This window comes from Thioalkalivibrio sp. AKL10 (assembly GCF_000381845.1).
Lineage (GTDB): Bacteria > Pseudomonadota > Gammaproteobacteria > Ectothiorhodospirales > Ectothiorhodospiraceae > Thioalkalivibrio > Thioalkalivibrio versutus.
Map to the genome: position 1 here is coordinate 1011909 of NZ_KB907142.1, position 25591 is coordinate 1037499.

The following is a 25591-nucleotide window of genomic DNA, read 5'->3' on the forward strand; positions in this document are numbered from 1 at the left end:
TCGAATTTCCGCAGGAGCAAGCCCGTGACCGTGCAGCAAGCGATAGCGGCCCTCATCGAGCGCCGCGACTTGGACGAGGCGACCATGACCGCCGTGATGCAGGCGGTGATGACCGGCGAGGCCACGGATGCCCAGATCGGCGCGTTCCTGGTGGCCCTGCGCATGAAGGGCGAGACCATCGAGGAGATCCGCGCGGCTGCCGGCGTGATGCGCTCGCTGGCCACGCGCGTGGATGTGCCGCGTACCGGGCTGGTGGATACCTGCGGAACCGGCGGCGATGCCTCGGGCACCTTCAATATCTCCACCGCCGCGGCGCTGGTGGCGGCGGCGGGCGGCGTGCGGGTCGCCAAGCACGGCAATCGCTCGGTGTCGTCGAAATCCGGCAGTGCCGACGTGCTGGAATCGCTGGGGATCTCGCTGGGCCTGTCGCCGGCGGCGGTGGGGACCTGTATCGACGAGGTCGGTGTTGGCTTCCTGTTCGCTCCCGCCCACCACGGCGCGATGAAGCACGCGATCGGTCCGCGCAAGGAACTTGGCGTGCGTACGCTGTTCAATGTGCTGGGGCCGCTGACCAACCCCGCCGGGGCGCCGAATCAGGTGCTCGGCGTGTTTTCCCAGGATTGGGTGCGCCCGCTGGCCGAGGCCCTGAAGGGGCTCGGTAGCGAGCACGTCCTGGTGGTGCATGCCGAGGATGGTCTGGACGAGATCAGCATCGCCTCGCCGACCCGGGTGGCGGAGCTGCAGGATGGCGAGATCCGCGAATACACCATCCGTCCGGAGGATTTCGGGCTGACCACCACCGCGCTGGATGCGGTGCGGGTCGACAGCGTGGAGGCCTCGGCCAGCATGCTGCGCGGCGTGCTGGACGGACAGGCGGGTGCGGCACGCGACATCGTGCTGCTGAATGCCGGGGCGGCGATCTACGCCGGCGGCGGGGCGGACACACTCGCAGCGGGGATCAAGGCCGCCGCCCGGGCGATCGATTCCGGCGCGGCGCGCGAACGGCTGGAGCGCCTGCAAGCGACCAGCGCAAGACTGGCAAACAAGGAAGCACAATGAGTGAAGGCAACGCAGTACCCGACATCCTGCAGCGCATCCTGGAGCGCAAGCGCGAGGAGCTGAAGGAACGCGAGGTGTACTGGCCACTGCGCGAGTTGCGCGGCTGGATGGGGTCTGCCCCGGCGCCGCGTGGTTTTCGCGCGGCCCTGCAGCGCGATATCGACGCCGGGCGCCCTGCGGTGATCGCGGAGATCAAGAAGGCCAGCCCGAGCCAGGGCCAGATCAGCCCGAACTTCAACCCCGAGGCGTTTGCGCGCAGCTACGAGGAGCATGGTGCGACCTGTCTGTCGGTGCTGACCGACGTGGACTTCTTCAAGGGACGCGACGGCGACCTGCGCGACGCGCGTGTGGCCTGCACGATCCCGATCCTGCGCAAGGATTTCGTGATTGATCTCTACCAGGTCTACGAGGCCCGTGTACTCGGCGCGGATTGCGTGCTGCTGATCGCGGCGGCGCTGGATGACACGGCGCTGCACGAGCTCTTCTTCCTGACCCGCGAGCTGGGCATGGATGCCCTGGTGGAGGTGCATGACGCCGAGGAGCTGGAGCGGGCCAAGCGCATCGGGGCCGACCTGATCGGCATCAACAACCGCGATCTGCACAGCTTCGAGACGCGGCTGGAGACGACGCTGGAGTTGAAGGATCAGGTGCCGGAGGAGGCCCTGCTGGTGACCGAAAGCGGCATCCACACGCGCGAGGATGTCGCGCGCATGCAGGCGGCCGGGGTGAATGCCTTTCTGGTGGGCGAGGCCTTCATGCGCACCGAGGACCCGGGTGCGGCCCTGGGCCAGCTGTTCCGCGGCGAACAGTAGCCTCTCCCAAGGGAGGGGCGAAGGCCCGGGCCGAAGGAGGCTGGCCCGGGTTTTATCTCGACGGAGGCTGCGGGGAATGCAGCGTCAGCGGGTGCCGAACACTACGATGGTCTTGCCGTGGGCGGTGATCAGGCCGCGTTCTTCCAGATCCTTCAGCACGCGTCCGGCCATCTCGCGCGAGCAACCCACGATACGCGCGATCTCCTGCCGGGTGATGCGCAGCTGCATGCCGTCGGGGTGAGTCATCGCGTCGGGCTGCTGGGCCAGGTCCAGCAGGGTGTGGGCGATGCGGCCGGTGACATCCACGAACGCGAGGTCCATCACCTTGCGCGAGGTCTGACGCAGGCGGGCCGCGATCTGGCTGGTGAGCAGCATCAGGATCTCGGGGTCGCGCTGGGCGATCTCGCGGAACTGGGTGTAGGGAATCTCCGCGGTCTCGGTGTCCTCGCGGGTGGTGACAGTCGCGCTGCGCGGGTCGTCCTCGAACATGCCCAGCTCGCCGAAAAACTCGCCCTTGTTCAGGTAGGCAAGTACCAGCTCATGTCCGTTGTTCTCGCCCAGTACCGAGACCGAACCACTGACCACGTAATACAGTGTGTCGGGTACGGTGCCCGAGTGAATGATCGTGGTGCGCTTGCGGTACTGGCGCCGGTGGCAGTAGCCGAGGAAACGCTCCAGCGCGGGCGATGGCTGCGCCGGGCGGTAAATGAACGGGTTGTTCAAGGCTTCCATGGTCACGTCCGATATCAGCTTCCTGAGGATGAGCGCCAGTGTAATGCAGCATCCGTGCCCTGCACCCCGGGGTAACTGGCACCGTTCACAAAATCTGCCGGCAGGGCCCTGTTTTGTGCAGCAGGTCCGCCCTGAGTAGAGTTCTACCCGAGTATAGGCGTGGATTTCTCCATCCAACAGTGTGAAAGGACAAGCCCGATGCAGGTGAAAGTGAAATGGCTGGATCAGGTGGCCTTTGTCGGCGAGACCGACAGCGGCCACGCGGTGGTGATGGACGGGGCGCCGGATGCTGGCGGGCGCAACCTGGGCGCACGCCCGATGGAGATGCTGCTGTTGGGGATGGGCGGTTGTACCAGCTTCGATGTGATTGCGATGCTGAAGAAGGCGCGCCAGCAGGTGCTGGACTGCGAGGTGACCGTGGAGGGCACGCGGGCGGAGACCGTGCCCAAGGTCTTTACCGACATCCATGTGCATTTTCGCGTGTACGGCCACGAGCTGTCAGAGAAGCAGGTCGGGCGTGCGGTGGGGCTCTCGGCCGAGAAGTACTGCTCGGCCTCGCTGATGCTGGGGGCCTCGGCGAAGGTGACCCATGACTTCGAGATCATCGAGGGGCCGGCGCCGCGCTGAAGCCGCGTCTCCCTGGGCCCGTCCTTGGACTTGCGGGCCGGGGCGTCTACAATTCGCCGCTCGCTGCGGCCCGGGCCAAGAGGACACGCCATGCCTCGTCACAAGAAGCAGATCAAGCTCCACGGTTTCAATAACCTGACCAAGAGCTTGAGCTTCAATATTTACGATATCTGCTATGCCTCGGGTGACCGGCATCGCGATGAATACATCGCGTACATCGACGAGGCGTACAACGCCCAGCGTCTGACGCAGATCCTGTCCGATGTGGCCCACCTGATCGGGGCCAACATCCTCGATATCTCCCGCCAGGACTACGATCCGCAGGGCGCGTCGGTGACCATGCTGATCTCGGAAGAGCCGGTGGCCACCGAAAAGATCGGCTACACCGAAGGCCCCGGCCCGCTGCCGGAGACCGTGGTCGGCCACCTGGACAAGAGCCACATCACGGTGCACACCTACCCGGAGGCGCACCCGGAGGGCGGGATCGCGACCTTCCGCGCGGATATCGACGTGTCCACTTGCGGGCGTATCTCGCCACTGCGCGCCCTGAACTACCTGATCCACAGCTTCGAGTCCGACATCGTGATCATGGACTACCGCGTGCGCGGCTTCACCCGCGACGTGCGTGGCAAGAAGCACTTCATCGATCACAAGATCAACTCCATCCAGGACTTCCTGTCGCGTGACACCCAGGAGAAGTACCAGATGGTGGATGTGAACGTGTACCAGGAGTACCTGTTCCACACCAAGATGGTGCTGAAGGACTTCGACCTGGACAGCTACCTGTTCGGGCTGGGCAAGGATGATTACTCGGCCAAGGAGGCCAAGCGCATCTCCAAGCTGCTCAAGCACGAGATGATGGAGATCTTCTACGGCAAGAACATGAGCAGTCCGGGCTGAGGCCGTGCTCGCCGCGTGTTGCACGCGGCGATGATCTTCGGGCGTCCCGTGTTGCGGGTCAGATCCAGTAGGCGGTGCGCGTCATCATGCTGGACGTCAGCGGCATCAGGAGGTTGCGCACCGGCCACGGGGGCGCCTTGCCGCCCAGTGCCATCGCGTGCGCGCCGTGTTCCACCTCGTCCTGCTTCATCTGCGCCAGGATGCGCGCGGAGACCTCGTCGTGCGCCGGAAGGCGCTCCAGGTGGCGGTCCAGGTGGCGTTCCACCTGGCGCTCGGTCTCGTCGATAAAGCCCAGGCTGTAGGCATCGCCGGTCAGGCCGGCGAGCGCGCCCATCCCGAACGAACCCATGTACCAGAACGGCCCCAGCAGGCTGGTGCGGCCGCCCAGGTCGTGTACCCGGCGGGCGCACCAGTGCAGGTGATCGCCCTCCTCGCGCGAGGCCTGGTCCAGGTGGCCGCGGATCTCCGGGTTGCGGGCGGTCAGCATCTGGCCCTGGTACAGCCCCTGCGCCGCGACCTCGCCGGCATGATTGACCCGCATCAGGCGGGCGGACAGGTCGCGTTCGTGATCCTCCAGGTGCGGCCCGATGTCGTCCCCACCCGGGGATGGCCGGCCGGTGGAGCGGGCCTGTCCGGAGACGACCTTCACGAAGGCGTCGGCCTGGTTGATCAGGTGGTCCAGCGGGGAAAGTCGGCGCATGGTTCCGGTCCGGTTGGGGCGTCGTGGTGTACCCCTCAAGGGTACCGCAAGCGCGGGCAGGGATCAGCGCCCGGCGGAGTGGTGGGTGTGGTTTTTCAGACGCCGGGCCAGAAAGCGGGCGGGTGACAGGATTTCCGGCGGGTCCGATTGTTCGCTTGCCAGCGCCCGCAGGTGCACACTGCAACCGACATTGGGGCTGATGATCGCGTCCGGGGCGTCGGCGGTTAGGGCCTGCAGGGTCTCGGTGCCCAGGTCGTCGGCCATGGCTGCCTGTGTCAGCATCGCGGTGCCGCCGGCGCCGCAACAGTTCGGCGCGTCGGCGACCGGCACCAGCGTGACCCCGGGCAGGCGTCCTAGGATTGCGGGCAGCTCGCGGGCCTCGCGGGTGACGTTGCGCAGGGTGCAGGGCCGATGCAGCGCGATGCGTATCGGTGTGGCGTCCCAGATATCCCCGTCGGTGTCGGCGGCGTCCAACCATTGCGCCAGAAACCGGGTGAGGCTCTGGCTGCACGCTGCCAGCGTGTCCTCGGGGTATTCGCGCAGCGTGGCCTCGCAACCGCTGTCCAGCGCGATCACCGGCACCTCGCGGGTGCCGAAGGCTTCGCCATTCCGCGCCTGCAGCGCCTGCGCCGCCGCGCGGTGGCCGGTGTGCTGGTCCAGCGCTCCGCAGCAAACCTGGCCCTGCGGGATGGCGATGCGCACGCCGAGGGCGTCGAGGACCTCCAGAGCGGCTTCGAGATCGGGGCCGGTGAAAAAGCGGTCCATGCAGCCGGTGAACAGCAAGGCATCGGCCGTATTCGGGCTCGCGGTCGCGTGCAGTCGGGGGGCGGGTGCCAGGGAGTCGCGGGTGTGGGCGAGACTGCGTTCCCAGCCGCCGCGTGGCAGCAGGCGGTCTACACCCAGGCGGGCGCCAGTGCGCGCCGCCAGCCCCCCGAGGCTGCGCAGGCTCGGATGTAGCAGGGCCTGGTGCTGTAGCGCCTGGCGCCAGCGGTCCCCGCGCGACGGCGTGGTGGGGTGTTCGGTCAGGATCTCGCGGGCGCGGTCCATCAGTGCCCCGAAGGGCACGCGGGCCGGGCACACCGTCTCGCAGGAGCGACAACCCAGGCAGCCTTCCAGGTGGCTGCGCAGGCGTTCGGATTCCGGCTCCAGCTGGCCCTGGGCCAGGCCCTGCATCAGGGTCAGCCGCCCGCGTGGGGAGTCGCCCTCGACCCCGTGCCAGCCGTAGGTCGGACAGTGCGGCAGGCACAGCCCGCAGTGCACGCACTGGTCCGCGGCGGAAAGTCCCCGGAATCTCAGGGGCTGGTCCGATGCGCCGAGCGGCTTTGCTAGGGTCTTGCCCTCATTCGATTCCGGGAGGTCTCCCATGCTCGTGCGTTCGTTCCGGCCCGTCGGGTCTGCGTTTGCCTCGCTCATCCTGCTGAGCATACCAGTCTCGCAGGCCCTGTCCTGGGAGGCCGAGGGCTGGCAATCGACGATCGAGCTCGGGGCCTCCAAGACCACCGGGAACACCGAGTCCACCACGGCCACGGGCCGTTTCCGCGCGGAACACACGACCATCGACTGGCGCAATCGCATCCGCCTGGACGCGTACTTTCACGAGGAAGACGACGAAACCACCGGCGAGCGCTACATCGCCGGCTATCAGGCGGACCGCAAGCTGGGCGAGCACGACTACTTGTTCGGGGCGCTGCGCTACGAGCGTGACCGCTTTAGCAACTATGACTATCAGGGTTCGGCCACGGCTGGTTATGGTCGTCGCCTGATCGACGGCGAGCGGGTGCAGCTGGACGGCGAGATCGGTGCCGGTATGCGCCAGGTGCGCATCCGCACGACCGGGGAGACCGACAGCGAACCGGTCGGCCGCCTGGCCGGAAACTTCCGCTGGGAGATCAGCGAAAGCGCCCGCCTCACCGACGAGTTGCTGATCCTGACCGGCAGCGACAACACCGAGATCGAGAACATCCTCGCCCTGACCGCGGACGTCACCAGCCGGATGTCCCTGCGTACCAGCTTCACCGTGAAGCACAACACCGACGTCGAGCCCGGCGTGGAGAATACCGACACCATCACGGACGTGAGCCTGGTCTACCGTTTCCGCTGAATGCACGGACAGCGCACGCTGCCACCCGCCGTTTTGCCGGTGGCAGCGTTATCATGAGCCGCAGGGATCACCGGAGACTTCCATGGGCTACTACCAGCGCCATATCTTTTTCTGCACCAACTGCCGCGAGGACGGCAACTGTTGCGAGGACCACGGGGCGACCGAGATGCGCGCCTATGCCAAGAACCAGGCCAAGGCCATGGGCATCCACGGCAAGGGCCAGGTGCGGGTGAACACCGCCGGCTGCCTGGACCGCTGCAACGAGGGACCGGTCGCGGTCGTCTATCCGGAGGGCGTCTGGTACACCTACCAGGACGAACGCGACATCGACGAGATCCTGGAAGAACACCTCAAGAACGGCCGCGTGGTCGAGCGCCTGCAGATCTGAACCCCGCCGGGCGCCGCGCTGGCTTGACTTTATGCGCCGGCCTCCGGAGAATTCGCAGCCCGCGTGGCTACGTAGCTCAGCTGGTTAGAGCACATCACTCATAATGATGGGGTCCCCTGTTCGAATCAGGGCGTAGCCACCACCTAATTCAAGTACTTAGGCTCCTGCCTGGTCGTACCTCTGGTCCCTGGGGACCACGTGGGGACCAGGCGGGGACCAACCTCCCCAGAACCATCCCTTCCCGCAGCCGCCCGGCTGTTGCCCGCCTAGTCGGCCTCTTGGTCCGCGCTCTCGGCGAGTTGTTCGTCAGGGATGTATTCGACCAGTTCCTCGATCCGGCAATCGAAGTATCGGCAAAGCTTGTCGAGATTCTCGCTCTGCGCGTTGTACCCCCGATGGTTGACCATCTTCGACAGCGTCATGCGGTTGATGCCGGTGGCCTTGGCGACCTCTCCCAGGGTGATCCTGCGGCCCGTCTTGAATTCCAGATCCGCGATTCGTTCCTTGATCTTAAGTCTCAGCAAAAGGATCACCTGATCATTTAAACGATCAAAAATATTGACAGAGGCATCACGTGTGCTAGATTTGGCTCATGTTTGATCATTATACGCATCAAGCATGAAACCCAAGAGCACAGGAGAGTGCCGAGATGAGCAAAACCTATCTGACGACGCGTGAGCTGGCAAGGCGGATCGGATACGAGCCGCGAACGATTCGCGAGAAACTGAAGGATTCGGTCCTTATCGAAGGCCGCCACTACTTCCACCCCTTTGGGGGTCGCAAGATCCTCTATATCTGGGAGCACGTCGAAGAGGACATGATCGACGTGGCCATGGAGTCCGCCACCATCCCGATGGCTTCGGGAGGGTACTGCCATGGCTAGCGTCAATTGCAAGAACGGAAAGCTTTACGTGGATTTCCGTTGGCAGGGGCGTCGCCGGCGCGAATACACCGCCCTGAAAGACACCGGCTCCAACCGCAAGCGACTCGACAAGGTCGCCAAGAGTATCGAGCGGGACATCAAGGCCGGCCGTTTCGACTACGCGAAGTATTTCCCAGAGAGTCCCGCGCCCCAAGGGTGGCCACAGACTTCCGCTACGGGCCCCGAGCGGTTCGTCTCGGCGCGCGCCTCATCTGTCGAGACGCCGCCTCTCAAGCGTTTCTATCTCCAGTGGAGCGAGGAGATGGCACCCATGTGGCGCCAAACCTATCGGGAAAGCATTGAGACCGCTTTCGAGACGCATGTCTTTCCGTTCTTCGGAGAAAAAAAAAGGGTCGGCGACATCAGGAAGGAAGACGTTCACACATTCCGGGCCCATCTCGCCAAAGGTAGCCCCGTACGCAAGCGTGAGCTGTCGCCTTCCACCATCAACAGGACTCTCAAAATCCTGCGGATGATGTTCGATGAGGCCGCCGACCGCTTCCAGTTTAGGTCACCGTTCGTGGGCGTGAAACTCCTCAAGGAGCGCAAGACCCAGGTCGATCCGTTCAGTCTGGACGAGGTGAGCCTGATCCTGAAGCACGTGCGTGCCGACTTCCGCAACTACTTCACCGTGCGTTTCTTCACCGGACTGCGGTCCGGTGAGGCCCACGGGCTCAAGTGGAAGCATGTCGATTTCCCCCGCAACCAGATCCTGGTTCGCGAGACCTACGTGGACGGTCGCACCGAGTACACCAAGAACGATGGGTCCCAGCGCGAGGTGGACATGTCCCGACGGGTCCGCGAGGCGTTGCTCGATCAGCGTAAGGCAGCGGGGCAGGGCGGCTGTGTCTTTACGAACGCCGCGGGCCAGCCCATCGACAATCGAAATCTGACCAAGCGCATCTGGGCCCCGCTGCTGCGCTACCTCGATATTCCCTACAGGCGCCCGTACACCATGCGTCATACCGCCGCGACCCTGTGGTTGGCGGCAGGCGAGTCACCGGAATGGATTGCGCGCCAGCTGGGCCACACCTCCACGGAGATGCTGTTCAAGACGTACTCGCGGTATATCCCGAATGCCACGCGACAGGATGGCTCGGCGTTCGAAAACCTGATCGACGAACGCTTCGGAGGTGAGTCGTGAGGATCTCGGATTGGGAAGGCGGTCATGCCTTACCCGAACAAGCTGCATCCGATGTTCGAACGTTCGGTATCTATCGCGTCCGGGACTATTTCGAGAGGGCAGGCATTGGCCATCTCGTCCTGCACCACGCTGGCCAGCGTTGGGAGGGGGTGGTCCGGAATCCCGCGGCGGCAACAGGGGTGCGCAGCGGCACGGTCGTTGAAGTCCAGTTTTCCGCGACCCTGGATGGGCCGTCCAGCATCTGTTTCATCCGAGCGCTGGAATCGGGCGAGTATCAGCCCAGCCAAGTCATGCCCACATCCTGGTGCATCGACGGATCCGATCCAGACCGGCTCCGGACGCTGATCGAGCGGCTGACGACAGCGCCCTTCCGGCACTGGATGGAGGCCGTGGTGGACGATCTGGCACTGCTGAAGCGTTTCTTTCAGCTTAAGGCCAGTTACAAGCACCACCATTCGGTTCCGGGTGGGCTCCTGCGGCATTCATTGGAGACTGCCGAGATCGTGGAGAAAACCCTCCGCGATGCGCCCGCGACCTGCAGCACGCTGATCGACGACACCCTCCGAGATGGTTTGGTCCTCGCTGCGTTGTTTCACGACTTCGGGAAGACCATCAGCCATGCTTCCACATCCCCATGGCTCCTTCGAAAGACGGACCATCGGCATCTATCGCTGGTTGCTTTGGCGATGCACCTTCCACGTCTGGCTGAACTTTCGGTCCCGGCTCATGCTGTCTTCGTGCATTCGTTGATACAGGATGCACTTGGTAAGGGGTACGCCTCTCCGCTTCCCATGGTCGATGCGGTTCGCATGGCAGACCGGGTCAGTACGGGCCTATGGATGCACGCTGATATCCAAGGGGGAAGGCTCACTGAGTGAGCCACCTCGCACGTTATTGTGCCGGCTGCGTTTGCGATATCCCGAGCCGCCAAGCACGATAGGCCTGGCTGGTGGCGGGGTGAGCGATCGGCCGCAAGGGAGCTGGAAATGGAGGACAAGCCGGATTTCACGGAAGTTAACCGACTGCTCTCGTTGATCGGCACGCTGACGATCGAACACTCCTCGCGGGCGGGATCGGTGATCGAGATCTGGGCGTCGACGCTTATGTCGGGGCAGCGAGAAGGTCTTCAGGTTATCCGAGTGCGTTGGGTGAATAGCTCGACCGCCATTGATCGAGCAGAGTGGAACGCTCTTTCTCCGCAGCCAATGACGGAGCGGGTGATCAAGGCCACTACGCTCACGCTGAGGCATTCCGAAGATTTCCTCTTCAGGGTGCAAGCCGCGCTCCAGGGTCGTGAGCAGCCCATTAGCCAGGATGATCGTCTCTTCCTTGCGGGAGTGATGAAAAAGAATGAGTTCTGGACATCTGTTAGGGATGGGGGCTCAGGCGAAACAGTATCTAGTGCACGCAAGAAAGGGAAAACGCTTACTTGTCATCGGCTCGATATGGATGCCTCGGAGCTCGAAGTCCTGAAGCGCTCATTGCAAGAAATGGAGCGCGCATGTCGAGCCAAAATGGATCAAGGCCAAGGCGGGCGGTATGCAGACTGGGCGGATTCGGCTGCAGCGATGCGGAGAAAGATACAGAAGAAGACTTACGTTTCGCGCTGCCCCGCCTGTAACCATCTATTGCGTGAACCACCGACCTTCTGCGAGGGCTGTGGTTTGGCGTATGGGGTAGAGCCTTCGGGTCGGTATTGGTCCGGCGTTTCAATGCGAGCGAATTGGGGAGACGTCATCGAAAGTGATGGCGAACTGCAGGCGGGTAAGGACTTTCGTTCCCGATTCGACGATCCCGATGATCAAGACGACCCGCTCGAATAGAGTGGCAAAACATCTAGTGATGAGGTAGCGCATGAAGCTCGAAGATATCCGCAAGGACGCGGAAATAGCGGGGCTTAAGACCGGGGAAGTGGTGCGGATCGTCTCGTCGGACATGGTCGGGCCCGACGCCGTGACCGTGTATTACAAGGACAGTCAGGGCCAGCTGCATGAGCGGATGCTCTTCCGGAGCGACGAAGCCACTCTGGAGCTTGCAACCGCCGGGCGCCCTTGGGCCTTCGATGCCGACGGCGAGGATTTCAAGCTGGGCCTTGAGGCCTACCGAATCTCCCAGGCTGCATTGTTCGATCCCATGATGGCGGTACACACCTCCAACGTGGATCCGCTCCCGCATCAGATTTCTGCAGTGTACGAGGTGATGCTGCCCCGTCAGCCCCTGCGGTTCGTCCTGGCGGACGACCCAGGCGCGGGGAAGACCATCATGGCCGGCTTGTTGATCCGCGAGTTGCTGATGCGTGCCGACGCCAAACGCATTCTGGTGGTCTCGCCTGGGGGGCTAACGGAGCAGTGGCAGGATGAGCTGCTCGAGAAGTTCGGGGTCGTCTTCGAGATTTTCAGTCGAGACAAGCAGGAACAGTGCGCATCCGGCAACTATTTCGAGGAGCAGAACCAGCTCATCTGCCGTCTTGACCAGCTATCGCGTAGCGAGGACCTCCAGGAAAAGCTTCAGAACACCGAGTGGGACCTCATCATCGTCGACGAGGCCCACAAGCTGTCCGCAAACTACTTCGGCAACAAGGTCAACAAAACCAAGCGGTTCCTGCTGGGTGAGATGCTGGGTCGTATTACGCGCCACTTTCTGCTGATGACCGCGACTCCCCACAACGGCAAAGAAGAGGACTTCCAGATCTGGCTTTCTCTTCTGGACGGGGACCGTTTCTACGGCAAGTTCCGCGAAGGCGTACACAAGGTCGATGTCTCCGACATGATGCGCCGGATGGTCAAGGAGGAACTACTGAAGTTCGACGGAACCCCGCTTTTCCCGGAGCGTCGCGCTTACACAGCCAACTACACGCTTTCCGACGCCGAAGCCGAGCTCTACACGGCGGTCACGGATTACGTGCGTAATGAGATGAACCGGGCCGACAAGCTCGAGGGCAAGCGCAAGGGTACAGTGGGCTTCGCCCTGACCCAGCTGCAACGGCGCTTGGCGTCGAGCCCGGAGGCGATCTACCAATCGCTTCAGCGGCGGCGAAAGCGGCTTGAAACCCAGCTGAACGAGAAGAAGCTGCTGGCGCGAGGCCAGGGGGTTCGCGAACAGGATCCGGAGTCCGCACTCGGCACCTACTCCGTCCCCAAGCAGATCGAGGTCCCCGAAAATCTCGACGAGTTGGAAGAAGAGCTCAGCGCGGAAGAGTACGAACTGTATGCCGAACAGGTCGTCGATCAGGCGACCGCCGCCGAGTCCGTGCCGGAGCTGGAGGCCGAAATCCTGAGCCTGAAGGGGCTGGAGGCCCATGCCCGGGATCTCGTGCAGTCCGGGAATGACCGCAAGTGGGAAGAACTATCCCATTTGCTGCAGGACCGCCCGGAGATGATGACGGAAAGCGGCAACCGCCGAAAACTGATCATCTTTACCGAGCACAAGGACACGTTGAATTACCTGGTCGCCCGCATTCAGGGATTGTTTGGGCGTCCCGAGGCCGTGATTACCATCCACGGCGGCACCAACCGGGATGATCGGCGTAAGCGTCAGGAGCAATTCCGGCACGACCCCGATGTACTGGTCTTGGTCGCGACGGATGCCGCGGGCGAAGGCGTGAACCTCCAAAACGCCAACCTGATGGTCAATTACGACCTGCCGTGGAACCCCAACCGTCTCGAACAGCGTTTTGGTCGCATCCACCGTATCGGTCAGACCGAGGTCTGCCACCTGTGGAACCTGGTTGCCACCGAAACCCGGGAAGGGTCGGTATTTCAGAAGCTCTTCGAGAAACTCGAAATCGAAAAGACCGCGCTGGGTGGCAAGGTGTTCGATATCCTGGGCGAGGCTTTCGACAACACTTCCCTCAAGGACCTGTTGATCCAAGCCATTCGGTACGGTGAATCGGCGACAGTGAAGGAGCGCCTGAACCAAGTGATCGACGGCGCACTGGATACCGATCACCTGAAAGAGATCATCCGACGCAATGCCCTGGTTGACCAGCACATGACGCTGGAAGACCTCTATGCGGTCAAGGAAGAGATGGAAAAGGCCGAGGCCCGCAAGCTGCAGCCCTATTTCATCCGCGCGTTTTTCAGCGAGGCCTTCGCCCGCATGGGCGGGGAGATGCGCCGGCGGGAAGCGGGGCGCTACGAGGTCCGCCATGTGCCTGCAGTGATTAGGGAGCGCGACCGCGTGATGGGCGAGAGCCGCACGCCCGTTCTCAAGCGCTACGAGCGCATCTGTTTCGAGAAGGACCGAGTCCGTGTTCAGGCCAAGCCAATGGCCGACCTGGTCCATCCCATGCATCCTCTGATGCATGCCACCACGGATCTCGTCTTGCAGGGCCACCGGACCAAGCTCAAGCGGGGGGCCGTGCTGCTCGATCCGAGTAACGAGGGAACCGAGCCGCGCGTGCTTTTCATGATCGACCACAGCATCCGCGAGACTGAGGGCGACTCGCCCCGTGTGGCCTCCCGGCGCCTGCAATTCGTGGAAATCGACGAGCAGGGCAACACCTTCCACGCAGGGTGGGCCCCGCATCTTGATCTGCAGCCCCTGGAAGCGAACGATCAGGCGCTCATTGCCGACGTCCTGGATGCCGCGTGGATCAACCAGGGTCTGGAAGGGGCTGCGCTGGCATACGCGGCACAGCATCTCGTGCCGGGCCACTATCAGGAAGTGCGGGGCCGGCGCGAGCGGCAGGCTGACAAGATCCTGGAGGCGGTGCAGGCGCGGCTGGTAAAGGAGATCAACTACTGGTCCGATCGGTACATCAAACTCAAGGAAGACGAAGAGGCAGGCAAGCAGCCCCGCATGCAGCCCGAGCGCGCCCGGCGAACGGTAGACGAGCTAACCGCCCGTCTCGAACAGCGGCAACGGGAGCTAGCGGCCATGAAAGAAGTCGTATCCAGCACGCCGGTGGTGATCGGCGGCGCCCTGGTGATTCCGCAGGGCCTGTTGGCAGCCCGTAAGGGCGAGACCCAGTTCAGTGTGGATGCCCAGGCGCGAGCACATGTTGAGCAAGTCGCCATGCAGGCCGTGACGGCCGCGGAACAGGCGATGGGGCATAAGGTTTTTGATGTCTCCGCCGACAAGTGCGGCTGGGATGTTACTGCCCGTCCACCCGCCAAACCCGACGGCTCGCTGCCACCGGACCGGCACATCGAGGTGAAAGGGCGCGCCAAGGGGCAGACGACCATCACCGTCACCCGCAACGAGATCATGTACGCGCTCAACCAGGCGGACAAGTTTCTGTTGGCCATCGTGCTTGTGGACGGGGATGACTACGAAGGACCCTACTACGTGCAGAATCCCTTCACCGTAGAGCCCGATTTCGGCGTGCCATCGGTCAACTACGATCTCAGCCACCTGCTGGGAAAGGCGCAGGGAGCCCCAACGGCATGATGTTCCGACGTGATGTTGGGGCTCGGGATTGCGCGCAGGCCCAAAGAGAAACGCCCCCGAGGGCGCTAGGCCACCGGAGGCGTCGGGCCGGCGATGCTCTCACCGGCGGGGTTAATGTCGTTAACCATAGGTTTAGGCTTACTTGTTGTCAACATCCCCCTGAGCGCGCCAGGAGAGTGGTGTGAACCGAGTCATCAGCTATATCGACGGCTTTAACCTGTACTTCGGGCTCAAGGATAAGGGCTGGAAACGCTACTACTGGCTGGATTTGGCGGCCCTGTCGGCGGACCTCCTGAAGCCCGACCAGACCCTGCAGGCAACCCACTACTTCACGGCACGGATTCGCCTAGCCGGCAACAACCATGTGGACCAGCAGCGCCAGGATGACTATCTGGACGCGCTGGCGACGCGTGACAACCTGCAAATTCACTACGGCCACTACCTGAAGAAAACTCGGGAGTGCCGCAAGTGCAAGGCTACTTGGCCCGATTACGAAGAGAAAATGACCGATGTGAACATTGCGGTGCAGTTGCTCGCGGATGCCTTCGATGATCGTTTCGATACCGCCTTGATCCTCTCGGCAGACAGCGATCTGACAACGCCTGTGCGGTTTGTGGATGAGCGCTTCCCACAGAAGAGGATCATCGTCGCCCAACCGCCGGGCCGGAACTCCAGCCAGCTACGCCAGGCGGCCACGGCGGCATTTCAGATTAGCCAGACCAAAGTTCGGCAGAACCAGCTACCCGATACCATCACGACAGCGGCGGGCCTCACGCTCGAGCGCCCCGCCACATGGAACTAGGACCCATAAATGCCCTCAATGCCCCCCGTCAAAGCCCCACGAAAACTGATCGAAGTGGCGCTGCCGCTGGACGATATCAATGTCGCCGCGGCACGCGAGAAATCGATCCGGCATGGCCATCCCAGCACTCTTCATCTGTGGTGGGCGCGGCGGCCGCTGGCTGCGGCGCGGGCCGTGCTGTTCGCCCAGCTGGTGAACGACCCCGGCTTCCAGCAGGGAGAGGGATTCCGCCGTGGGGTGAACAAGAAGGAGGCCGAACGCAAGCGCGAGGTGCTGTTCGACATCATCCGCGACCTGATCAAGTGGGAGAACACGAATAACGAAGAGGTGCTTAACCGCGCCCGGGCGGCCATCTGGGAGAGCTGGCGCGAGACCTGCGAGCTGAACCGAAACCACCCCCGGGCGACCGAGCTGTTCAACCCGGACAAACTCCCGGCGTTCCACGACCCCTTCGCCGGGGGCGGCGCGATCCCGCTGGAGGCGCAGCGCCTGGGGCTGGAAAGCTACGCCTCGGACTTGAATCCGGTGGCGGTGATGATCAACAAGGCCATGATCGAGATCCCGCCGCGCTTCGCCGGGCAGCCTCCAGTGGGGCCCGTACCAGCCGGCGAGAAGCAGAAAGATATGGCGGAGGACTGGGCGAGCGCCAAGGGCCTCGCCGAGGACGTGCGCCGCTACGGCCATTGGATGCGCGAAGAGGCCTTCAAGCGCATCGGCCACCTGTATCCCAAGGTGAAGATCACTCCGGAGATGACCGCCGACCGACCGGACCTCCAGCCCTACGAGGGTCAGGAGCTGACGGTCATCGCTTGGCTGTGGGCACGCACCGTCAAGAGCCCCAATCCGGCCTTCGGCCATGTCGAGGTGCCACTGGCGTCGAATTTTGTCCTGTCCAGCAAGAAGGGCAAGGAGGCCTTTGTCGAGCCCATGATCGAAGGTGACAGCTATCGGTTTGAGATTCGGATGGGGGCGCCACCCGAAGGCGCCAAGCTTGGAACGAAGCTGGGGCGCGGAGCGAATTTTAAGTGCGTGCTTTCAGGGGTGCCGATTTCGCCGAAATATATTTATGAGCAAGGTAAATCGGGAAAGCTGGGCCAGCGGCTCATGTCCATCGTGGTTGAAGGGAAGAGAGGTCGGCTTTATTTGCCACCTGGCCCCTCGCACGAGGAGACAGCAGAACGCCTACAACCCGATTGGTCACCAAGTGCTCTTATGCCTGAGAATCCTCGATGGTTCTCACCCCCGATGTATGGGATGAAGACTTATGGCGAGCTCTTCACTCCTCGGCAACTGGTCGCACTGAACACGTTCTCCGACTTGGTTCAGGAGGCGCGGGAAAAGGCGATCGAAGACGCCAAAGCCGCCGGCATGCACGAAGATTCAACGAGCCTCGATGCCGGAGGGAGCGGTGCCACAGCGTATGGTGATAGCTTGGCGACTTTTCTGACACTGGCTCTGGGCCGGGCGGCGGATTACTGGAATTCAAATGCCACATGGGAATGTGGAGGTGGATTTGTCGCGCACGCGTTCACTAGGCAGGCTATCGCTATGGTTTGGGATTATGCGGAAGCAAGCCCGTTTTCCAATGGCAGTGGTAATTGGTTTGGTACGTGTTTGGATTGGGTGATTCGCGTCATTAATAAATTTACGCCAGGTAATGCTGGTTTCGCGAGTCAGGCAGATGCCCAGTCTCAGAAGATTTCTATGGAAAAGGTGATTTCAACCGATCCGCCTTATTACGACAATATCGGATACGCTGATCTATCCGACTTCTTCTATGTCTGGATGCGGCGTTCGCTGCGTCCTATTTTCCCCGATCTCTTTTCTACGATGGCTGTCCCGAAGGCCGAAGAGTTGGTTGCCACACCCTATCGGCACGGCGGTCGGGAAGCGGCCGAATCCTTCTTCATGGAGGGTATGACCCGTGCGATCCATAACCTCGCGGAACAGGCCCACCCGGCTTTCCCCTTGAGTATCTACTATGCGTTCAAGCAGTCGGAAACGAGGGAAGGCAGTACTGCCAGTACAGGGTGGGTCACATTCCTTGGCGCGGTAATATGGGCTGGGTTTTCTATCGATGGTACTTGGCCCGTTAGGACAGAGCGCGGCGCTAGGTCGATCGGTATCGGTACAAACGCGCTCGCGTCGTCGATCGTGCTCGTGTGTCGCAAGCGATCGGAAGACGCCCCCGCATGCTCCCGACGGGATTTCCAGCGGCGGCTGCGTGAGGAGATGCCCGAAGCGCTGGAGACGATGATTGGCGGCGAATCCGGGCAGGCACCGATCGCGCCGGTGGATCTGGCGCAGGCGGCGATTGGACCGGGTATTGCGATCTACTCTGGGTACTCGGCTGTACTCAATCAGGATGGCTCGGCCATGGGCGTTCACGATGCGCTGGTGCTGATCAATCGCGCCATCACCGAGTTCCTGACCCCGGACTCGGGCAGCTTCGATGCCGACACCTTGTTCTGTTCTAGTTGGTTTGACCAGTACGCGTGGAGCGCGGGTCCGTTTGGCGAAGCCCAGGTGCTGGCTCAGGCCAAGGGCACCACGGTGGATGGCGTGGTCGAGGCCAACGTGGTGGAATCCGGAGGCGGCAAGGTGCGCCTGCTTAAATGGAGTGAGTACGAGTCCGAGTGGGATCCGCTGACCGACAAGCGAACCCCGGTGTGGGAGGCGTGCCACCAGATGATCCGCCGCCTGCAGAACCAGGGCGAGTCGGCTGCCGGGGAGTTGCTGGCACGCATGCCGGAGAAGGGCGAGTCGATTCGCCAGCTGGCCTACCACCTCTATACCCTGTGCGAACGCAAGAGATGGGCGGAAGAGGCGCGTGCCTACAACGAGCTGATCGCGTCCTGGAACGCCATCGTCGCTGCCTCGCACGAAACCGGCCGTAGCGGCGAGCAGGCGGGCCTGGAACTGGAATACTGACGTTTGGAAGAACCGATGAGTTTGAAACCCTGGAAGGAAATCGCCAAGCCCCACAAGGATGTGCTGGAGGGCTCGCTCAAGGAATCCGAGTTCGCGGCGGACATCTCGTTGGTGGCGGCCGGTGCGGCCCCGCCCGAGTATCAGGACGCAGAGAAGTTCTTCTCCCGCACCTACATCACCGAGGGCATGCGGCTGTTGCTGATCTCCGTTACGCAGCGCCTTGGGGGGCGAGGCGGGGATCCGGTGATCCAGTTGCAGACCGCATTTGGTGGGGGCAAGACGCACACCATGCTGGCGGTGTATCACCTGGCTGCGCGCAAGACGTCGACCGACAAGCTGGCGGGCATTCCGCCGCTGCTGGACGAGGCCGGGGTGGATGACCTACCGGAGGCGCGGGTGGCCGTGATCGACGGGATCAAGCTATCCCCCAGCCAGGCCGGGCAGTACGCCGGGCAGAAGGTCAATACGCTCTGGGGCGAGCTGGCGTGGCAGCTGCTGAAAGGCGAGGGCTACGCGATGGTCGCCGAGAGTGACCAGAGCGGGACCTCGCCAGGCAAGGCGGTTTTGACGGAACTGCTGAAACGTGCCGCCCCCTGCGTGATCCTGATCGACGAGCTGCTGGCGTTTGTGCGTCAACTGGAGCCCGGGAAGTCGTACCGGGCGGGCACCTTCGACGCCAACCTGAGTTTCATCCAGGCGCTGACCGAGGCCATGAAAGCCGTGGATAACGCCATCCTGCTGGCTTCCCTTCCGGAGTCGGATCTGGAAAGCGGCGGGGCCCATGGCCAGCAGACGCTGACGGCGCTGGAGAAATACTTTGGGCGCGTGGAGTCCGTTTGGAAGCCGGTGGCCTCCAAAGAATCCTTCGAGATCGTCCGGCGGCGTTTGTTTGAGGATGCGGGCAATGTGTCCGAAGTGCAGGGCGTGAGCCGGCAATTCTCGGATTTCTATCGCAAGCACGCCGACAAGTTTCCGGTCGAGACCCAGTCCAACGAATATTACGATCGGATGGTCCATTCCTATCCGATCCATCCGGAGATCTTCGATCGGTTGTACGAGGACTGGGCGACCCTGGAGAAATTTCAGCGTACACGCGGTGTGCTGCAGTACATGGCGATGGTGATCCACCGTCTCTGGGTCTCGGAGAATCGTGATGCCCTGATCATGCCGGGGTCGATCCCGCTGGAGGACGCCAATGTGCGGCAGAAGAGCATCCATTATCTGCCGCCCGGCTGGGAACCGGTGATCGAAGGTGAGGTGGACGGCGAGCGCTCCGTGGCGATGGGGCTGGACACCCGGGCGCCGATCTTTGGTGGTGTACAGGCCGCTCGAAGGATGGCGCGCACCATCTTCCTGGGCAGCGCACCGGTCACCAGTGATGCAACGGTGCGCGGTATCAAGCACGAGCGTGTCTTGCTGGGTGCAGTCCAACCGGGCCAGAGCATCGGCGTGTTCGAAGATGCACTGAAGCATCTTCGCGACGCGCTGCACTATCTCTATTCGGAAAACGATCGGTACTGGCTGGATACGCGGGCAAACCTGCGGCGGGAGATGGAAAGCCGCAAGCAGAACATTAGCGAGCGCGATGGTCTGATTCCTCTGCTGAAGGAACGGATTACGCGTGTATTTGGGCGCAACCACCACTTCGCGGGAATCCACGTCTTTACTCCATCAGGCGATGTGCCGGACGAATATGGTTCGGGGCCGCGCCTGGTGGTTCTGCCCGTTTCGGCGCCATATAGCAGGGCCGAGAGCAACTTCGCCCGCGCCGAGGCTGACAAGACGCTGCGCAATCGGGGCGATCAGCCACGCCAGAAGCAGAACCGCCTGATCTTTTTGGCGGCTGATGCCGATGCGGTCTCCCGATTGAAGGATCAGGGGCGCACTTACCTGGCATGGAAGTCCATCGTTGAGGATCTGGACAACGGATCGCTCAACCAGGATCTGAACCACCTGCGTCAGGCCAGGCGCAATGTTGAGAATGCCGAGAAGTCCCTCGCTCAGATGGTGCGAGAGGCCTACAAATGGCTGATGGTTCCCTTCGAAGAGTTCGAAAAGGGAGCGCCTGTGCTGAAGTGGGACGAGGCGGCCGTCTCGACCACCTCGCCGAATTTGGTTGAGGCGATCGAATCCAAGCTGCGCGAGGAAGAGTGGGTGATCTACGAGTGGTCGCCCGTGTTCCTGCGCGACATCCTGCAGAAGTGGTACTTCCGCGACGACACGCCGGACGTGTCGGCACTGCGTGTCTGGCAGGACACCTGTCACTACCTGTATCTGCCTCGTCTTGTGGACGACGCTGTATTCCGAAACGCCATTACTAACGGGATCGAGGGTGAAGACTTCTTCGGCTTTGCTGCGGGCAAGGAAGACGAGCGTTACCTCGGATTTGTCTTCGGGGATCGCGGGATTGGCCAGCTCGATCAAGAATCGCTCTTGATCGAGCGTGAAACGGCCCGCGCCTACAAAGACAAACTCCAGGCCGAAGCGGCCGCGGCGCATCCCTCACCGGCGGGAGAGCCTGCCTCGCCGGAGGAGCCTGGTGCTCCCCGGCCTGCGTCCACCGGTGGTCCGGACGATGCCCCTTTGCCTTCGGGGGGAGGTGTTACACCGGCCGTCAGGACCCAGTTCTACGGGACCATTCATCTGGATCCGATCCGGGCAAAAATGGACTTTGCGAACATCATGGATGAGGTCGTCGAGCAGTTCACTGCCCGCACCGGGGTAGAGGTCAAGATCTCGGTCGACATCGAGGCGGTGGCGCCCAAAGGCTTCGATGAATCGCTACAGCGGACCGTCCGGGAAAACTGCAATGTACTGCGCTTCAAATCCGCGGATTTCGAAGGCGGAGAGGATCAATGAGCCGACCCGCCATAAGAGTTCCTCGCTGGCGATGCTGCTTTAACGGGCATTGAGCGGCTGAGTCGTTCAGGGGGGGGGTATGCTCACATCCGCGGAAAGACGCTGTGCCGACCTGGCAACGCAGGCCTTACTGGAGCACTGGCAACAGAGCCTCGCGGATCTTTCGGAAAACCCGCCGCCGTTCCACTCTCCATTTTCCGGCATCAGCATCCAGTGGGCCGACTCCGGCGGAAAGCGGATAGCCCAGCTCGCCGCGTTTCCGCTAGTTTTCCTGATCCTTCTGCTCGCGACGCCGTTCTCGTTCACGCTCTACCGGATGGATCTCCGAAAACGTCGATCGGGCATCCAGCAGGATATCCGGAAGCTTCGACAGCAGGCGCCGCCGACACGCGCCCCTGCCCGCAAGACATTGAGTCATTTGTGGGGCCTCCACGGACCGGATGCCCGGTCCCTCTCCCCAGCGGAGCGCCTCACAGTGCTGCAAGCTTGGGTCGAAGCCCTCTATGGCTCTCATGTCCAGCACCGCGTTGACCTGCATGCCCGCATGGCACGGATCGAGGAATCGAGGCGCAAGCTCAACGCGCCTTTCTATGGCCATGAACCTGGTGCTCCGCATTTCTCCTTCGTAGACCCACTGACGACGATCCTCGAAGCCCTGCAGAGCGAGCTCCCGGCGTATCAAACGACCTCTGAACGGAATTTGGCAGGGGAGTGAAAACCAAGTGGATGCTGCACTGAATGGACGCCCAGTGAAGATTGGCCAATTCTTGGGGCGTGTCTAACCATGAGTGCGGGTGTTATCGACCCACCCATGGATCAGCTCAGCACCCTCCGGACGCCCCTGACCCCCGGCGAACTGCGAACGCTGGAGGTTCTCGCGGAGAACTTGGGCAGCCGGTGGGAAATCTACATCCAGCCGCACCTGAATGGTCTGCGGCCTGACTTCGTCCTCTTGAACGAAGAGGTTGGCATAGTCGTGGTCGAGGTGAAGGACTGGGATCTGGACCGACTCGAATATTTCTACCGCGAGGACTCTCGCCGGGACCGCCCAACCTTGTGTGCCACGGATGGGGCGCGGACTTTCAGCAAATCTCGTGATGATCCGATCATTAAGCTTCAGGAATACAAGCGCGCGGTCTTTGATCTGTTCTGCCCTCGTTTGCCCGACCAGCATGGTTTTTCCGCGGTGGGTACGCTTCTTGTAATGGCAAAAGCCTCGACAGCCCAGGCCGAGGCGCTGTTCGAACCGGCCCTCCAAGCCGCGAAGGCCCTGCAATCAGCGTCGGGGAACAAAATTGTGGGTCGCGATCGGCTGGACGCTCAAAGAATAGAGCGCATCGTCCCGAATGCGCGGGCGCATCGAAACCAAGAGATGCAGCCTGTGTTTGCGGAGGATCTTCGCCGTTGGTTGACCGAGCCGGAGGTCTCGAGGGAGCAGCGGCGCAATATCGAAAAGTCTCTTGATTCTCGGCAAAAGCAGGTGATTTACAGCCCGCCGGCACAGCGCTTCAGGAAAATCCGTGGACCTGCTGGTTCTGGCAAGACATTGGTGGTGGCCGGCAGGGCTGCATCTCTGATTGCTGCGGGTGCCCAGCGCGTGCTTATCGTTTGCTACAACATCACCCTCATCAATTTCCTCCTGGATTCGGTTGTACGGTTCGGTGGTGGTTCCATGCGTGAAAAGGTGGAGGCATGGAACTTTCACTACTGGTGCAAGTTAATTGCGCTGCGTACAGGCCAAATCAGCGACTATGATGCTCTTTGGCGCAATGGGGACGGAGAGCAGATCCTGCAGGCGCTTCTGGCAGAGCGGGCAAGCATCTGGGCTAGCCAGCTGGGTCCAGATGAGCAGTACGACGCCATACTGGTCGACGAGGGGCAGGACTTCTCCCTTGGATGGTGGAAAGCTCTACGGGGCAGCCTGAAGCCGGGTGGAGAAATGCTCCTTGCGGCCGATCATGCCCAGAATCTATACGGCACAGACCTTTCGTGGCTTGCCGAGGGCGAGAACAGAGCAGGCTCCGGGCTGGCCTCGACGTGGTACACCCTCTCCGGAAGTCATCGCCTGCCAGGGAAGCTACAAGATATCTGTTCGGAGTTTATCGGCCGATACTTACCCGAATGGTTGGCATTAGCCCCAACTCGTGGCGCAGACGCCTCTAGCGAACAGACCCACTTGGCGATTGACGCCCTCCAATGGAATCAGGTGTCGCCGAAGCGCCGTGTGGAGAGAGCTGTAGCCGATATCCTGGCTCCACAGCGAAGTCATCCATGGGCAGACCTCGCAGTCCTTGTGCAAAACATCGAGGACGGCCGCAAGATCGTAGATGAACTCCGTGCCCACGGGGTTCGTTGCATCCACACGTTCCCGGACGAGAACACCGCAGAAGAGGACGCGAGCCGATCCGCCCGACGTCGGAAACTCGCATTCTACAAGGGTGACGCTCGGGTTAAGGTTACAACGATCAGAAGCTTCAAAGGCTGGGAATCCTCAGCCGTGATACTCGTTATTTCCAGGGCAAACACGCAGTGGGCGCTTTCAGAGGTCTATGTGGGTATGTCAAGGATTCTTGTCAGCCCGAATGGCTGGTCGTTGTCTGTAATCTGCTCCGCGCCTGAACTCGAGGCATTCGGTGGGTGGGTCAACGCGCTTTAGCTATAGTGTTCACTGATGAGGAGGTCAGGGACCATGCGCCCTCAATTGACCTCACGGTCAAAGCGTTCTTGACGCGATATCTCAATGCTCATCTAGTCTCTCGCATCCTTATAGGTGACCAACATGCAAGATAGGCTCCGTCTGGCTCACGTCCTCCCCCCTGATGTCGATGCTGCTCGAGAAACAATCGGTACATGGATCCAAGAGCGCAACCACACGCAGCATCGGACCCTCTGCCTAACACAGCCTGCCGCGTTCATTGATCCCAATGGCCTCGAAGGCAAAAATCGACGCGCTTGTCTTCAAGGGATGATCCCTATCTCGATGGTTGTCGGCCAGGAAAAGGGAGTCTTGGTCGCTGCTTTTGTTCGGGAGCCCGAGACCGATCAGGAGAGAAGCGTCTTGCAGTTGCTTGAGGAGCATAAGATACCAACGTTTGTCGGTCAGCTTGACGACGCTCGTTCTTTGGTGGAGTTTTCGAATTGCTTGGATCTGGGCTATAGATACTCTCCGGCATTCCGTAGGGTTACTAATATAAGTGAGGCTCGGCTCATGCGGACAGTGAAATCCGCGCTCAATATTTTCAGCGAAAAAGAAATACAGGAATGGCCGGGTGGGTGGCAAAGGGATCTGATTCGCGGAATATCCGACGAAGCTGCGGCGCGTTTTAGGATTTACGAGGAGGTCGCCATTCCTCAAATCATAAAGCCCGAACCAGGTGGATCGCTTGGTAACCGATTTTCTGCCCATCGCGTTGACCTATTGGTAGCGTCGGCCCCGCCATTGTCTAAGCCTCTATTTGTTGTGGAGTTCGATGGCCCTTGGCACGATGACCCGCAGAACGCAAAGAAGGATGACGAACGAGATAAGTTTCTCTTGGAGAACTCATTGCCGGTTCTGCGGATTAGCTATCGAAACTACCCTCTGAGCGAAGGATTTGCTGATGGTGTGGGGAATGTGGGTTCTTACTTCGCTGTCCTAATCGGGCGGATGAGTGAGGTTGTTGAGGAGGAGTTTATTAAAAAGAAGGTCTATTGGGGGGAGTTTTATAGGAAGAAGAGGGAGATGCTCGAGAGGTCCATTTCGGGGTATAAAAAGGCTAATCGTGTGATTCAGGTTCCTCGTGAAGCCCTCATCGAGATGGTTGATGAAATTGAAATGGATACGTATTTTGAATCGGTCGATTTAGGCGTAGAGTGGAATGTTCGAGGTTTGGAGGACGCGGAAAGCTGGAAGCGAAGGCTTTCCGTAAGCGAGTACAAATATCTCCAAGAGTTCTTGTCTTCGGGAGTGGACTTAGAAATCGAGGAATCCGGTTGCTTTGAGGAGGGGCTTGAGGTTTCGTTTAGGATGAGGTCGGAAAAACGTGTTTCTGATGCGATATTTGGTCCTTTTTATGGAGCGCTGAAGGTGCCAGAGATGTTTTCGGGAAAGCTTGGTTCTCTCACAGTGGAGGCGGCTACTGTTACTGGGCTGGAAGCTCTTGATGGCGAGTGTGGGGAGTGGATCTTGGAGCGCGAAGAGAACCAGCGGCAGTGAGGTGTGCGCAGATGGAGGCATGCTGGAT

At 61.5% G+C, this 25591-nt stretch carries 21 protein-coding genes and 1 tRNA gene; 18 read left to right on the plus strand and 4 right to left on the minus strand.

The genetic code is table 11. The features are described from left to right. The first annotated feature begins 24 nt into the window (after window positions 1–24). A complete protein-coding gene (gene trpD, locus G333_RS0104850) occupies window positions 25–1059 on the plus strand; it encodes an anthranilate phosphoribosyltransferase (protein ID WP_018145157.1) in 1035 nt (344 codons plus the stop codon). Then, window positions 1056–1871 (plus strand): indole-3-glycerol phosphate synthase TrpC, encoded by an 816-nt coding sequence (gene trpC / locus G333_RS0104855; RefSeq protein ID WP_018937369.1) that lies wholly within the window; start codon window positions 1056–1058, stop codon window positions 1869–1871. Before trpD ends, trpC begins: the two co-directional genes overlap by 4 nt. An 84-nt stretch (window positions 1872–1955) precedes the next feature. On the opposite strand, the gene crp is transcribed toward trpC, so the two are convergent. Continuing rightward, complete coding sequence (crp, locus tag G333_RS0104860) at window positions 1956–2603, minus strand: cAMP-activated global transcriptional regulator CRP (protein ID WP_018145159.1); 648 nt, start codon at window positions 2601–2603, stop codon at window positions 1956–1958. A 198-nt stretch (window positions 2604–2801) separates the two neighbouring features. Here crp and G333_RS0104865 point away from each other — a divergent pair, with 198 nt between their 5' ends. Both G333_RS0104865 and speD read left to right on the plus strand, forming a co-directional pair. Beyond that, complete coding sequence (locus G333_RS0104865) at window positions 2802–3230, plus strand: OsmC family protein (RefSeq protein WP_018145174.1); 429 nt, start codon at window positions 2802–2804, stop codon at window positions 3228–3230. A gap of 90 nt (window positions 3231–3320) precedes the next feature. After that, the gene (gene speD, locus G333_RS0104870; protein WP_018937368.1) at window positions 3321–4130 is read left to right on the plus strand and encodes an adenosylmethionine decarboxylase; all 810 of its coding nucleotides are present in this window, start codon (window positions 3321–3323) and stop codon (window positions 4128–4130) included. Window positions 4131–4188: 58 nt separating this feature from the next. Here the strand turns inward: speD and coq7 are convergent, their stop codons facing one another. Together coq7 and G333_RS0104880 are read right to left on the minus strand one after the other, a co-directional pair. After that, on the minus strand, window positions 4189–4830 hold the full coding sequence (gene coq7 / locus G333_RS0104875; protein ID WP_019627816.1) for a 2-polyprenyl-3-methyl-6-methoxy-1,4-benzoquinone monooxygenase: 642 nt from the start codon (window positions 4828–4830) through the stop codon (window positions 4189–4191). A 63-nt stretch (window positions 4831–4893) separates the two neighbouring features. Continuing rightward, window positions 4894–6090 carry a (Fe-S)-binding protein gene (locus G333_RS0104880; protein ID WP_196800517.1) on the minus strand — a complete coding sequence of 399 codons (1197 nt, stop codon included), beginning with the start codon at window positions 6088–6090 and terminating at the stop codon, window positions 4894–4896. 103 nt (window positions 6091–6193) lie between these two features. Between G333_RS0104880 and G333_RS0104885 the strand changes: the two genes are divergently transcribed. The 3 genes from G333_RS0104885 to G333_RS0104895 all read left to right on the plus strand — a co-directional run bounded on the left by G333_RS0104885 (window position 6194) and on the right by G333_RS0104895 (window position 7461). Beyond that, window positions 6194–6931 (plus strand): YdiY family protein, encoded by a 738-nt coding sequence (locus G333_RS0104885; RefSeq protein ID WP_019627817.1) that lies wholly within the window; start codon window positions 6194–6196, stop codon window positions 6929–6931. A gap of 82 nt (window positions 6932–7013) precedes the next feature. Beyond that, window positions 7014–7319: a ferredoxin gene (locus tag G333_RS0104890; RefSeq protein ID WP_018168966.1), complete on the plus strand. Its 306-nt coding sequence runs from the start codon at window positions 7014–7016 to the stop codon at window positions 7317–7319. 65 nt (window positions 7320–7384) lie between these two features. Beyond that, window positions 7385–7461, plus strand: a tRNA-Met gene (locus G333_RS0104895). Between the two features lie 124 nt (window positions 7462–7585). Here the strand turns inward: G333_RS0104895 and G333_RS0104900 are convergent. Continuing rightward, window positions 7586–7852, minus strand: coding sequence for a helix-turn-helix transcriptional regulator (locus G333_RS0104900; RefSeq protein WP_231373012.1), 267 nt, complete (start codon window positions 7850–7852; stop codon window positions 7586–7588). Window positions 7853–7968: 116 nt separating this feature from the next. Here G333_RS0104900 and G333_RS0104905 point away from each other — a divergent pair, with 116 nt between their 5' ends. From G333_RS0104905 to G333_RS0104955, 11 genes are all read left to right on the plus strand, one after another. Next, window positions 7969–8202 carry a hypothetical protein gene (locus G333_RS0104905; protein ID WP_019627819.1) on the plus strand — a complete coding sequence of 78 codons (234 nt, stop codon included), beginning with the start codon at window positions 7969–7971 and terminating at the stop codon, window positions 8200–8202. Further along, complete coding sequence (locus G333_RS0104910; protein WP_026340884.1) at window positions 8195–9385, plus strand: Arm DNA-binding domain-containing protein; 1191 nt, start codon at window positions 8195–8197, stop codon at window positions 9383–9385. The genes G333_RS0104905 and G333_RS0104910 overlap by 8 nt, the downstream gene beginning before the upstream one ends. Beyond that, the gene (locus G333_RS0104915; protein ID WP_019627821.1) at window positions 9382–10263 is read left to right on the plus strand and encodes a TraI domain-containing protein; all 882 of its coding nucleotides are present in this window, start codon (window positions 9382–9384) and stop codon (window positions 10261–10263) included. Before G333_RS0104910 ends, G333_RS0104915 begins: the two co-directional genes overlap by 4 nt. Before the next feature lie 108 nt (window positions 10264–10371). After that, window positions 10372–11208, plus strand: coding sequence for a hypothetical protein (locus G333_RS0104920; RefSeq protein WP_019627822.1), 837 nt, complete (start codon window positions 10372–10374; stop codon window positions 11206–11208). A gap of 31 nt (window positions 11209–11239) precedes the next feature. Then, entirely contained in the window at window positions 11240–14776 is a 3537-nt protein-coding gene (locus G333_RS0104925) for a helicase-related protein (protein WP_019627823.1), read from the plus strand. A gap of 181 nt (window positions 14777–14957) precedes the next feature. Further along, on the plus strand, window positions 14958–15578 hold the full coding sequence (locus G333_RS0104930; RefSeq protein WP_019627824.1) for an NYN domain-containing protein: 621 nt from the start codon (window positions 14958–14960) through the stop codon (window positions 15576–15578). A gap of 9 nt (window positions 15579–15587) precedes the next feature. Next, entirely contained in the window at window positions 15588–18509 is a 2922-nt protein-coding gene (locus tag G333_RS0104935; protein ID WP_231373014.1) for a DUF1156 domain-containing protein, read from the plus strand. A 3-nt stretch (window positions 18510–18512) separates the two neighbouring features. Beyond that, the gene (locus G333_RS0104940; RefSeq protein WP_019627826.1) at window positions 18513–21368 is read left to right on the plus strand and encodes an ATP-binding protein; all 2856 of its coding nucleotides are present in this window, start codon (window positions 18513–18515) and stop codon (window positions 21366–21368) included. Window positions 21369–21447: 79 nt separating this feature from the next. After that, the gene (locus tag G333_RS0104945) at window positions 21448–22083 is read left to right on the plus strand and encodes a hypothetical protein (RefSeq protein ID WP_019627827.1); all 636 of its coding nucleotides are present in this window, start codon (window positions 21448–21450) and stop codon (window positions 22081–22083) included. Window positions 22084–22179: 96 nt separating this feature from the next. Next, on the plus strand, window positions 22180–24024 hold the full coding sequence (locus G333_RS0104950; protein WP_019627828.1) for a hypothetical protein: 1845 nt from the start codon (window positions 22180–22182) through the stop codon (window positions 24022–24024). 309 nt (window positions 24025–24333) lie between these two features. Beyond that, window positions 24334–25563 (plus strand): DUF2726 domain-containing protein, encoded by a 1230-nt coding sequence (locus tag G333_RS0104955; RefSeq protein WP_019627829.1) that lies wholly within the window; start codon window positions 24334–24336, stop codon window positions 25561–25563. The last annotated feature ends 28 nt before the right edge of the window (window positions 25564–25591 follow it).